The organism is Acidobacteriota bacterium (assembly GCA_029861955.1).
Classification (GTDB): domain Bacteria; phylum Acidobacteriota; class Polarisedimenticolia; order Polarisedimenticolales; family Polarisedimenticolaceae; genus JAOTYK01.
The window spans coordinates 200630-212334 of record JAOTYK010000002.1; the positions used below are offsets into that span (position 1 = coordinate 200630).

The 11705-nt window shown below is 61.5% G+C and carries 6 protein-coding genes; 3 read left to right on the plus strand and 3 right to left on the minus strand.

Annotated elements, in window-relative coordinates; translation table 11 throughout:
- Positions 1-52: 52 nt before the first annotated feature.
- Positions 53-442: a DUF1622 domain-containing protein gene (locus tag OES25_01860; GenBank protein MDH3626386.1), complete on the plus strand. Its 390-nt coding sequence runs from the start codon at positions 53-55 to the stop codon at positions 440-442.
- A gap of 4 nt (positions 443-446) precedes the next feature.
- On the opposite strand, the gene OES25_01865 is transcribed toward OES25_01860, so the two are convergent.
- The gene (locus OES25_01865; protein ID MDH3626387.1) at positions 447-7184 is read right to left on the minus strand and encodes a hypothetical protein; all 6738 of its coding nucleotides are present in this window, start codon (positions 7182-7184) and stop codon (positions 447-449) included.
- A gap of 287 nt (positions 7185-7471) precedes the next feature.
- Between OES25_01865 and OES25_01870 the strand changes: the two genes are divergently transcribed.
- Together OES25_01870 and OES25_01875 are read left to right on the plus strand one after the other, a co-directional pair.
- Positions 7472-8056, plus strand: coding sequence for a DUF4382 domain-containing protein (locus OES25_01870; GenBank protein MDH3626388.1), 585 nt, complete (start codon positions 7472-7474; stop codon positions 8054-8056).
- A gap of 96 nt (positions 8057-8152) precedes the next feature.
- Positions 8153-9577 (plus strand): sigma-54 dependent transcriptional regulator, encoded by a 1425-nt coding sequence (locus tag OES25_01875; GenBank protein MDH3626389.1) that lies wholly within the window; start codon positions 8153-8155, stop codon positions 9575-9577.
- Here OES25_01875 and OES25_01880 read toward each other — a convergent pair.
- A complete protein-coding gene (locus OES25_01880) occupies positions 9574-10056 on the minus strand; it encodes an Rrf2 family transcriptional regulator (protein ID MDH3626390.1) in 483 nt (160 codons plus the stop codon). The two genes, OES25_01875 and OES25_01880, sit on opposite strands and share 4 nt — an antisense overlap.
- A 189-nt stretch (positions 10057-10245) precedes the next feature.
- On the minus strand, positions 10246-11655 hold the full coding sequence (locus tag OES25_01885; protein MDH3626391.1) for a PAS domain S-box protein: 1410 nt from the start codon (positions 11653-11655) through the stop codon (positions 10246-10248).
- Positions 11656-11705: the final 50 nt, after the last annotated feature.

An 11705-nucleotide genomic window follows, 5' to 3' on the forward strand; every position in this document is an offset into this window, starting at 1 on the left:
TTGGCGCTATCATCGAGACGCCTAAAACGGCCACCATACAGAGGAGTGAGGCATGCACGAGGCGATGGGAGACCCAGGTGGACTGGTCACGGCGCTATCGTCCACGCTTGAGTGGATCGCAAGTGCCATCGACCTCATCGGCATCGCGATCGTACTGTGGGGGTTCGTCCGGGCGCTCATCGGGTTCGTGATCACCGAGGCTCGCCGACTCCGTTATCGCGCGGGAATCGGTGGCCTTCGCACACTGCGGATTGATCTCGGAACCTACATCCTCCTGGGCATCGAATTCATGATCGCCTCGGACATCATCCACACGGTGGTCAAACGCGAATTGCAGGATCTGATCTTTGTCTCGGCGCTGGTCGCGATCCGAACTGCGATCAGCTTCTTTCTTGGGCGCGAAGTGGCCGAGATCGAGCACGAACAGGCGGCCTCCGCATAGCGGATCAGAGAGGCGACTCGGATCCGCACGCGGTCTCGGTGATCCGGTAGTAGTAGTCGACACCCGGCGCGGCTGCTCCGTTGTCGGTCCACTGGATTCCGGGTGTCTGGAGGTCCTCGTCGGTCACGCCCGTCTGAATCGGTGCGCCCCATGACGCCGAATCGGGCTGGGTTGCTCGATAAACGTTGTAGGTTGCGCCGCTCGTCCCCGTTTTGTCGAAGGACAACGTCAGGTTGCTCGCGGATTTCCCGGCTCGCAGGTTCTCCGGATCCTTCGCACCCCCGTCCGGGCAGAGGGAAGACTCGCCGCCGCATGCCGTCTCCGTGACGCGATAGAAATAGTCGATTCCGGGTGCCGCAGCACCGCTATCGGTCCACTGGACACCCGGCGTGCCCGCGTCTTGATCGGTGATGCCCGTCGCGATCGGTGCTCCCCATGTCGAGGGATTCGGCTGGGTGGCACGATAGACATTGAGTGAGCCGCCGGGGGTTCCGGTGACGGCGATGTTCAATAATAAATCTGTCCCCATTTTTCCGAGCGTCAGGTCTTGCGGGTCGTTGGGGTCTGCGCAGTTGCAACCGAGATCACATTCGACGGCATCGAGGATCAGCAGGCCGTTGGTCAACTCGGCCATCCCCCCTCCGCCGTTTTCTTCGACGCGAATCGTGTAGGTGCCGGGCCCTCCGGCGTCATAGATTGCGCTCACGTCGTGTGTCCCACCGTCCACCACGCCGAAAGGCTTCACGATGGTTGAGGTACCGCCGTCGAAGAGACTGACCTGCGCGTTGGATGTCCAGGTGGCGCTTCCGGTTGTTCCAACCACCGAGAGCCTGGTGGTTTCCAACGTCCCCGTACCGGTACAGCCTGCGCCCTGTCGTTCGGTTATGCGAATCTGATACGACCCCGGCCCACCATCGGCACCGTTGTAGATGTCCAGGACGTCATAGGGTTCTGTATCGACCGCGTCAAACGCCTTGATGGGAATGACAGTGGCGTTGGGCGTGACCAGATCGATCTGTGTACAGATCGTCACGTTCCCACTCCCCCCGGTGTAGGTCAGAGAATCCCATTCCAACTCTGCGGAGATTGCCGCACCGGCTGCGAATGTAAGACTCGGCGACAACGGAGACACCGCGAATCCGTCCTGCGGGGTGTTGATCGGACTAAACAGCTGGGTTGACGTGACCGTCGGTGTCGGATTGCTGTAGAGGTAGTCATAGCTGAGAATTGCACCGGACACCGGCACACTGAACGACAACGGTGGAGAGAGCGTCGAACTCTGCAACGCGGACTCCGCGACGAGGGGGTCGGTGTCCTGACCGGAGAACTCCTGAGAAGAGATCTGGCCGATCTGAACGTCAAACACACCCAGCGCGTCGTCGTGACTTCCCATGTCATCCTGGATATTCGTGATATCGAAGAGGAGCGTGTCCACACAGACAGCACCCGAGTCCACGGTGAACTGGAAGGAGGAAGTTGCCGTACCTCCATCCCCTGCCAGCGTCCCGAACGCAGCGGGGTTACCGAACACCGTCGCCATGACGCCGGAGCCGCCGTTGATCGTCAGATCCGCGGTGGTCCCCGTCGCATCGGTCTGACCGACGTTCTTCAAGGTAACGTCGATCTCCCAGTTTTCCGTCGGCTCGACGACCAGATCGCCGTCACCGCAGCGCTCGAAGAGGTTTCCAGCGCTATCGAACGCTACGCCACATCCGGTATCGGGGTTGATGTTCGTATCGCACGCCTGTGCGCGAACATTCGTCACGACGACGTTATCCAACCCGTAACCGCCGTCCGTGAACAGCAGATCCGGGAAGCCGGCGACGCTGTTCATCGAGCCGAATCGCCAGCGGAATTGAATCGTGTCGTCCTCGGCCAGGCCGGTAAGCCCCCCGTTGACGCGAATCCAGTTCTGCGTGACGTTGTCCAGCTTGTTGAAGATCTGCTCTCCGTTTCCGGGGTTCTCGGAGAAGCAACTCTCCGGGCCTAGCTCGGAACCATTACAGAGCGGGTTGCAATAGGTGTTCCAGATCAACGGCCCGTCATAGGGCAACGTCGTCAGCTTCTGCCACGTCCCACCGTTGCGACTGTAGTCAACGCGCACTCCGTCGGCTCGCAGCCCCGTCGGCGCGGGACCGGAGTCCGCGAACTTGTATTCATGATCGAAACTCAGAATCGTGCTGGTCGAACCGATCTTATAGGCCGGCGACAGCAGAACGGCGTCGTTCAGATCGCGGTAGCTTCCATTCGGGAAGTTGTCCCCTTCGTCTTCCCAGAGGAAGAACCCGCCGTTCAAGTTGCCACCGGTGGCGCGCCAGAACCAGTCATCGACGTAGGGTGCGCAAGACAACGAAGGCACGGTTGCGCCGTCGGTCACTCCGTTGTCGTCACCGGGACCGACCTCATGACTCCACGTCGCCGGCTGAGCATCGAAGTTCTCGACGGCGGTTACGGTTCCCGCCAGGTCATCCAGGTCCAGGCTCAGGGTCAGCGTCTGGGGTGTGCTGGCGCCATCGAAGTTGTCGGCCACGATGTAGACGTTGAACGTCACCGTCGGTGGCACGGGTGGCGATCCCGCGCATTCCGCCGCGTCGGCAACCTTGAAACGGAACGGATCGAATGTCATGTCGTTGACCGCGACGCCCCCGGCCGAGATCGCGCCGAAACTGGCGACGTCCTTGACGATGCAATCGATGTCGGGATCGTCCGTCGCAATTCGTGCGACGACGTTGGTCAGATCCCGACCCGAATCGTTGCGTAATTGAATGCTGATCGACGCGACCTCGTTGGTGTCTGCGTAGTCATCGCCGTCGCCGTTATCAGTAAGGCTGACGAGACCGTTGACACGCACATCCCCCTCCAGACACGCGATCTGCACCTCGTCCGTGGAGGTCGCCATGGGATCGACGTCGTCGTAGCTAACCGTGATCGTGTCCGTGGGAGTCACGAACAGCGACCCGTCATCCGCCGAGGCTCCATCCTCCGTCGAGTACGTCAGGTCCGTCGTGAAGAACGACCCGCCACCGGGGAGATCGATCGTCTCGCTGTCTCCGGTCCCCGATGAAGTGACCGTGACGGTAACTGAACCGGCGTTGCCGTCGACGACACTGATGGTCAACTGGTCCGACGGACAATCCGCGTGAGTGGATTGATCGAAGCTGACGACACCCGCCGCCGCCCCTGCACCACAGACACCGATCTGCTCGACCGCGTGATACTGATCGTAGATCAGGTTCATGTCGTCGATGATCAACCCGCCACTGGCCGGCGTGGTCGTCGGTGACAGCCCAAAATCCGTGTCGAGGAACTCGAGCGCCCATCGCCACTGAAGACCAGGAGTGGCCGGACCGGAGACGGTCTGCGGAAATGCGAGACCGTCATAGTTGGATGGCGTGTTGTTGGGGTCCCACGGCGTGCCGCTATCCCAATCCTGATCGGGATAGAAACGATAGGCGTTGGACAGGCTGTACGCCGTGTCGACCTCGTTCTCGGCCGGATCCGCGACGCCCTGGTAGTCATCCGAGAGGAAGTGTCCCCACGCCGATGTCGGGGTATCCGACCCCGGAGACGTCTCCATCTGCGAGCGGTAGAACCACTCGGCCAGCACCCAGCGGTACTGCCACGGCTGCCCGTTGCCTGCGTTTCCGGTGCTTGTCGGGCCGAAGATTGGCGAATAGAGGATGTCGTCGGTCAGCTCGGTCGCCGATTGAGTAAACGTCCCGCATGTCGACGCATCCGCGTTGGACATCCAGGCGACCAATCCGTTCACGTCGCATGTCATTTCCGGGTAGTCGCTCCGCGTCTCGCTCCCGCAGCCGTTCCCGCGTGTCCACGGCGCCTCGACGGTATTCACGGTGACCGGATTGACGTCATAGCTTTCAACAAGCCGCTCGTGGATCCAACCCTGGTTACCGGTCTCGAAGTTCCAACACTGCGATTGTTGGACGATGTTGTCGTCTGCCTGCAGGATCTGCGGCTGTGTCAATACCTGAGGCGTGGTGAAGCCATCGGCGATCGACGTGACGCTGACCTCGAAGTTCAGATCCGACAGCCGGTACGCGCCGTTATCGACAGCCGGATCGACGAAGATGTTGAATACCGCCGAAGTGACGCTGCCCTGACTCACCGCACCGATGTGAACGGTCGGGTTAAAGACCGTGACGAGCCCGGCCGACGCCGCAGGGCCGGTCAGGTTCAATGTCGCTCGGACGTCCGACAGCGTCGGGGAGGTCGCCGGATTGAACAGGCCGAACGTATACGCGATGTACTCCCCGGCGTCGATATAGTCGCGGTATTGCTCGCCACCGGATCCGGCCTCGCAGCCCCCCTCGATCACGAAGCCGCCATCGAGGAACGCCGACCGGCAGTCGACGCTGACGACTCGACTCTGGGGATCGTGGCTGACGTGGGGATCGATGTAGTCGATCGCGATCGTGCCACCGTCGACGAGATTGATCTCGCCATCGTCATCGAAACCGGATGCCGCGCTTGTTGAAAAACTTGCAGTCCAGAGTTTGCAGGTTCCGCCGACGCAGTCGCTACCGACCCAATCGCCAGCCACCGTGTTTTCGATGTCCAGGATCGGTCCCCCATTAGCCGTACTGATTGTCATCGAGGCAGCCAGCGTTCCTGCGGAGAGCGCCGTTGCATCGGTCACGGTAATGAAGACTTCGTCACCGCAGGCATAGACCGCCTTGTTGAGATTCACGGCGGAATCGACGCTACAGGATGCGTATTGCATGCTCGTGAGGCGTGTCTTCCAACCAAAGTTGCCGCCGTCGGAATACTCCCCCACATACCAGAAACGGCAACCGTCGGGGTCGGTCACCATCGAACTGTAGTCGCCCCATCGATCGCAAGTTCCGTCACATCCCACCCCGTCCGTGTACTCGCCGCTTCCCGCAACGATCAACGATTCCGCCTGGAGCGTGTCGGGTGGATCCGAGAACTCGCGGCCAGATGCCCAGATCTCGGTAAAGGTCGTCTGACTGGATCGGGTGTAGGCGATCGCCATGTTGCCACTGCGATCCACCGCCAGATCGGGGTAATAACGGTAGACGTCTGCCGACCCGAACGCGCCGGACTGTTGCTGCTGGAGTAGGACGGGCCCCGGACCACTGACGTCAACCTCGATCCAGTCGATACAGGATTCGCTGTTGGCCAGTCCGATGTTGCAGAACACCGAGCGACTGGCCCACAAGGAATCGCCGCGGACTTCGGCGCCCGACCAGTCGGCGGCTCCGGTGTCGTTGAGATTGCCCGTGGCTCCGTTCATTTCGGGTGCGTTGGGTGGGGCCCCTCCAAACGCCGTTGCGAAGGACCCATAGATCGCCGGTGCCTGGCCGAACGGATTGCTCCACTCCCAGATCCGATTGGTACCGGTCGAGTTGGAGATGAAGTACTGCGGTGTTCCGGGCATCGGCCACTGCCCGGTGCGATATCCGTTCAGCTGGGCAGGAAACGCGGTGACGAAGGGACTTGACGCGAGTGACGCCTCCGCGACGGTCAGGCTCGTCGGCGGAGTGATCGCGTAGACCTCGGTCTTGTCGAGAGCCCAGACGCGTATCTCCGCGAACGACGTGGACCCATCCAGGAAATTGTTGGCGGTGATGTAGATGCCGTCGAGACCGATGGCCATCTTCGGGTAGTCCAGGTATTGACCGGGCGTCGCCGTGTCGGATCTGAACGAGAAGACGTTCCATGCTGCGGATGGATCGGCTGTGCGCGATCCTGCGACGCAGAGATACGAGTTCCCGTTCATGGAGTTGATCGTCTCGGTGATCATCACCCAACGCTCGTTCTCCTCGTCGTAGTCAACATAGGGATCGAACGACCCGTTACAGTTCGGTACCGACTGGAAGAGCGTATTGAAGTTGATCTCCGCTGCCGCCGGCACCGGTGGGTCCTGCGTGATGTCCCACACACGGAATCGTGAGTTCACGGCCTCGAGGAGAAAGTTGGAGCTGACGGCGATCACGGGGTCCGGGGGCCCACTGTTCGTGATGCTCTCCAGTCCGTCGAGATTGTCGCTGAAGCCCGGAGTCCGGCTGCTCTCGTCCTCCGCCTGTTGGGCACCTTCCGTCTCCGGGCCACTCTGAGCGAGTTCCTTCAACAGTCGGTACTCGTCCCAGGTAAGACCCGAGCGGTGGTACGACTTGGACGGCCCCTTCTGCTTGGGGCTCTCGGCCTTGATCGGCGCGTGACGCAGATCGATCACGGCGCTGTCGGTCGGCGGACGATGGACGATGTAAGAGAACTCGTGATCGCTATCCACGAAGGACGTGTGGTTGCCGACCGCGTGATCGAGCAAGGTGCCGGCGGGTGAACGACCCAGTCGGCTCTGCCCCTGCCGGGTCTCCGCCAACCAACGCTCGTACGCCGCCTTCTGCTCGACCGTTTGAGGTTTGTAACCGGGCACCCAGCGTCGACTTGCGATCGCGCCTGGATTCACCGGCCCCTCCGGTGAGATCGACCGACCGGCATCCGCACCCGGATCGCGACGCTGAGCGGGCTGGAGCCTCAGGTTTCTCCGCCACGCTCCCGTACGGGATCTTTCCAGCGTCGGGAAACGGGTCCATTCGATTCGATCCCCGTCGACACCTGGCAGCCGGCACTGAGAGTCGTTGGCATTCCCCGGTGCGGCCTCGCGAAACTCCTGAGGCGACTGGCGCTCGTCCGCAGGTGTACCCGTGGAGGGAACAGCCAACAGGAGGAGGAGGACGCAGATTGCCCGACGGTACACGGAGGTCTCCCTGGAAAGGACCCAGATAGGAAGGTACTCGCACCCCGCGGGGTCGGCAGCGGGAATCTGTCCCGGTCAGGGAACCCAGGCGTAGCCGATCTTGGCGAAAAACGTGCGATCGGTCTGAATCAGCTCCCTGGGGTCCAGCGGGTCGGTGTCGTTTTCGCGGACGATGCAGATTTTTTAGCACAGTGGTCAGATTTTCTTCCGGGCGCCTCATGGCGGTTGCGCCCCGCGATCCGAGCGGTACCCTCCTCTTAGTGGTTCAGCCCCAACTGGAGATCGCCATGTCCCAACTGTCAAAGTCCCTGTTCCTCGTCCTCGCCGCGGTCGTCGCCCTCGTCTCCTGGAGCGCGTGCTCCCACGGCACCGTTTCCGGCAGCAGCCGGATCACCGTGTTGCTCACCGATGCACCCATCGACTTCACCGGCGTGAGCGCGGTCAACGTCACAATCGACGGCGTCACGATCAAACCTGCCGGAGACGAAGAGGGCGAAGACGGGGAGAAGATGCGATTGCTGACCGACGGCCCGCTGGTCGTCAACCTGCTGGACTACCAGAACGGTGCGACCGTGATGGTTGCCGAGGGTGAGTTGGACGACGGAGACTACGCGAAAATCCGTCTCCACATTCTCGAGGCGGAGCTGGTCCGCGACGACGACGGCGATCCCGACACTCCGGAAATCGTCGAACCGATTTTCGCTCCCTCACGAAAGATCGATGTCAACGTCCCGTTCAGTCTGAGAAACGGCGAAGACTTTCAGGTCACGCTGGACTTCGATGCCGAACTATCGGTCCAGGTGAACGAAACCGGGGGGCAGCACCCGTACATCCTTCACCCCGTGATTCATGTCGTGGGCATGGACGGATAGGATGCGATTGGGACCCATCTTGTCCTTTTTCCCGGAGGGCGCCAACGGACTGTCGTTGACCCCTTCGCCGTCCGCCTCCGATGCTACGATCTGTCTATGGTTCCAACCTCGTCGACCGCCGACCTGACACCTGATCGCGAGCCCCAGTCCGGGGAGCGGGTCCTGCTGGTCGAAGACGAGAAACTGATCCGTTGGTCGATCCGAACCCATCTCGAAGAGCACGGGTTCGTCGTCGCCGAAGCGGAGGACGGGGCCAAAGCGAACAAGCTCCTGCGGCAGGATGAATTTGACCTGCTGGTCCTCGATCATCGTCTCCCGGACACCACCGGTCTCGACATTCTTCGGGACGTTCGTGCGCAATCGAACGAGGTGGCGGTGATCATGATGACCGCTTTCGGCTCGGTCGAGAAGGCCGTCGAGGCCATCAAGCTAGGCGCGTACGAGTACCTGACCAAGCCTGTGAATCTCGAGCATCTCCTGGCCGTTGCCCACAAGGCGCTGGAGACGACACGACTGAAGCGACAGCTTCGGCGTTTGCAATCCGAGCGCCGCGAAACCCATGCCTCGCATCGACTGATCGGAACCAGCCCCGCCATGCGCCAGGTTCTGGAGCGGGTCGACCGTGTCAGCGGCAGCCGCGCGTCGATAATCCTACTCCAGGGCGAGAGCGGTACGGGAAAGAACGTCGTCGCACGAGCCATCCATTACGGCAGCCCGAGGGTCGATGCGCCCTTCGTCAACATCACGTGTTCGGCGTTGACCGCGTCGCTACTCGAGAGCGAGCTGTTCGGCCACGAGAAGGGCGCATTCACGGACGCGAAGGAACGAAAGCAGGGGCTCCTCGAGGTTGCGGACGGCGGCACGGTGTTCCTCGACGAGATCGGTGAGATGCCGCCTGCGCTGCAGGCCAAACTACTGCGCTTCCTGGAAGACCGAACGTTCAAACGCGTGGGCGGCACGCGAGACATCGAGGTGGACGTTCGAATCATCGCGGCCACCAATCGCAACCTGACCGAGGCCGTTAAGAACGGCGAGTTTCGGGAAGACCTGTTCTATCGCCTGAATGTGATCCCGATCGGCATCCCCGCGCTTCGGGAACGACGGGAAGATATCTCCCTACTGACTCAGCATTTCATCGATGGGTTCAACGAGGAGTTGCGAACGAACTGCAAGGGAATCCGGAAGGATGCCCTCGACCGGATGATGGCCCACGAATGGCCGGGCAACGTACGAGAACTGCGAAACGTCATCGAGCGCATCTTGATTCTCGAGGACAAGGAGTGGATCACGTTGGCCGACTTGCCGGCGGAGGTCCGGGGGGATATCGAGTCCCACCAGTCCCCGTCGACGGATGATCCAACGCTTCCGGTCGGGAAGATGACTCTCGAGCAGATCGAATGCTCGGCGATCCGTGAGGCGCTACGACGATGCGACCACAATCAGGTCCAGGCCGCGCGGCTCCTCGGTCTGTCTCGAGATACGCTTCGCTATCGGATCAAGAAATTCAAGATCGATAACTAGACGGCCTTCGACAGCGGTGTGGACTCGTGAGTTTGCACCATCGGAAGATAGGCAATGCGTCCGTTCTTTCGTGGCGCAGATACGAGTACCTCAAGAGAGTACTGACTCAGCGTGTCGCGCAGAGCTCGTTCGACCTCCGGCCAGACCAGGGAGGCCGGGCATGCGGAGATCCACTCGACCGGCGCATCGTCGGTGCGTCCCGGCGAGACTCGAATCGGACCGTCGATCGCCTCCACCAGCTCCAGGAGACTGATCTGTGTCGCCGGCCGTGACAGGCAGAACCCGCCATGGAGACCGCGGGCGGAACGGAGCAATCCGTAGCGCACCAGTCGCCGAAGGACCTTGGCCATGAAGTTGGTGGGGATCCCCTCCGCCTCGGCGATCTCGACACGGCGGACACTCTTGCCGTCGGGCAGAGAGGCGATATGCAGCATGGCGCGAATCCCGTAATCCGTAGCAGTGGACACCCTCAAACTCATGACGATTCCTCCTTGAATGGACCCTTCTGGAGTGCACGAGTCGTGCCAAGAGCGGGCCGCCGCTTCAAAGGAGTTTTGGACTCTCCTGGGCTTTAGGGCTTGTGGCGCAGGGGCATATCACCCAACCCGGCGGTGGCCTGGGGGTTTTGACCCAGGGGGGAAAAATAGAAAAGGGCCGTGCCCAGCGCGTTAGGTGGCGAAGGGAAGATGCAGGACGAAGACCGCGCCGCCGTCCGGATGGGTCTCAAGATCGATCTCACCGTCGTTCGCACGGATGACCTGACGTGCGATGGCGAGACCCAGCCCGGTGCCATTGGGCCGATTGCTGAAGAACGGTTCAAAGACACGCTCACGGATGGCGTCGGGGATTCCGGGTCCGTTGTCGCGGATGCGGATCATGAACCGGTCATCGGCGCCGGACCCGTCGATCCGGATCCGACCCGCGCCGTTCATGGCCTCTGCCGAATTGAGGACGATATTGGTTAGCGACTCGATGACCCGATCGGGGTCGCACCAGAGCTCTGCGTCTTCAGTCTTGAAGACGACATCGACCTTTTGTAGCAGAGGATCGGCATTCAACAGGGTCAGGGTGTTCTCGATCAGAAATTCGGCCGAGACTCGTCGGCGACTGGGTGGGGTGGGTCGCGCGTACCGGAGTAACTCCTCGACCTTGACGTCCAGCAGTCCGATGCGCTCCAGAATCGACCCGATCACCTCGCGATCGGGGCTGGAATCCGGTAATCGATTGCCGATGATCTGAAGGGCACCGGCCATGCCCGCCAGCGGATTGCGAACCTCGTGGGCGACCACCGCCGCCATCTGGCCCAGTTGGGTCAATGCCTGACGCTCTCGGATCTCGGTTTCCGCCTTTTTCTGATCGGTGATGTCGTAGCGTATCGCGAGGTAGCGCTCCGGCTTGCCTCGCTCGTCGACGTAGGGGATGATCGTGGTCTCGACCCAGTAGTATCCGCTCTGCTTGCGCCGGTTTCTAATCTCCCCTCGCCACACCTGACCGGCGGAGATCGTCGTCCACATCTCGCGAAAGAACGCCTGAGGGTGGTATCCCGAGTTGACGACCCGATGATCGCGGCCGATCAATTCATCCGCCTCGTACCCGCTGATTTCGCAGAACCGCCGATTGACGTAGTGGATGACCCCACGCTGATCGGTCTCGGCGATGATGGCCGTCTGATCCAGCGCGTAGTGCAGATCCTCCAGCTTTCCAGCCGATCGACGCGACGAAGCCGCCGGCGAGGCGTCGATGCCGACATCGACACCGGTACTCAGGCTGCCGACGACCGTCCCGTCGGCGGCCCGTAAGAGCATGTTCTGCCAGGAAACCTGACGCTTGTGGCCTGCGGCGTCGATAATCTGATTCTCGAAATGGGTGATGACCGTCTGCCCCGCGAGGAGCGAGGCATGGACCTCCCGAACCTCTTCGCGGACGTCCGCCGGAATGTAGGCATCGAACCAGTTGGTTCCGACGATCTCGTCGGCCGGTCGTCCGAGGAGGGCGGCCCCCGCCCCATTGATGCGTGTGACATCGCCCCTGGAGTCCAGGGCGACGACGGCGCACTTCATCGACTCCAGTGGGTTCACGGCGAGCTCTCTCCTGGCGCCGAGATTAGCATCTGAGTTCCCCCGGTGCC

Excerpts from the sequence above, each read along its gene's own strand:
- OES25_01860 (MDH3626386.1), top strand. The coding sequence starts at position 53 with ATGCACGAGGCGATGGGAGACCCAGGTGGACTGGTCACGGCGCTATCG.
- OES25_01870 (MDH3626388.1), top strand. The coding sequence starts at position 7,472 with ATGTCCCAACTGTCAAAGTCCCTGTTCCTCGTCCTCGCCGCGGTCGTC.
- OES25_01875 (MDH3626389.1), top strand. The coding sequence starts at position 8,153 with ATGGTTCCAACCTCGTCGACCGCCGACCTGACACCTGATCGCGAGCCC.
- OES25_01880 (MDH3626390.1), bottom strand. The coding sequence starts at position 10,056 with ATGAGTTTGAGGGTGTCCACTGCTACGGATTACGGGATTCGCGCCATG.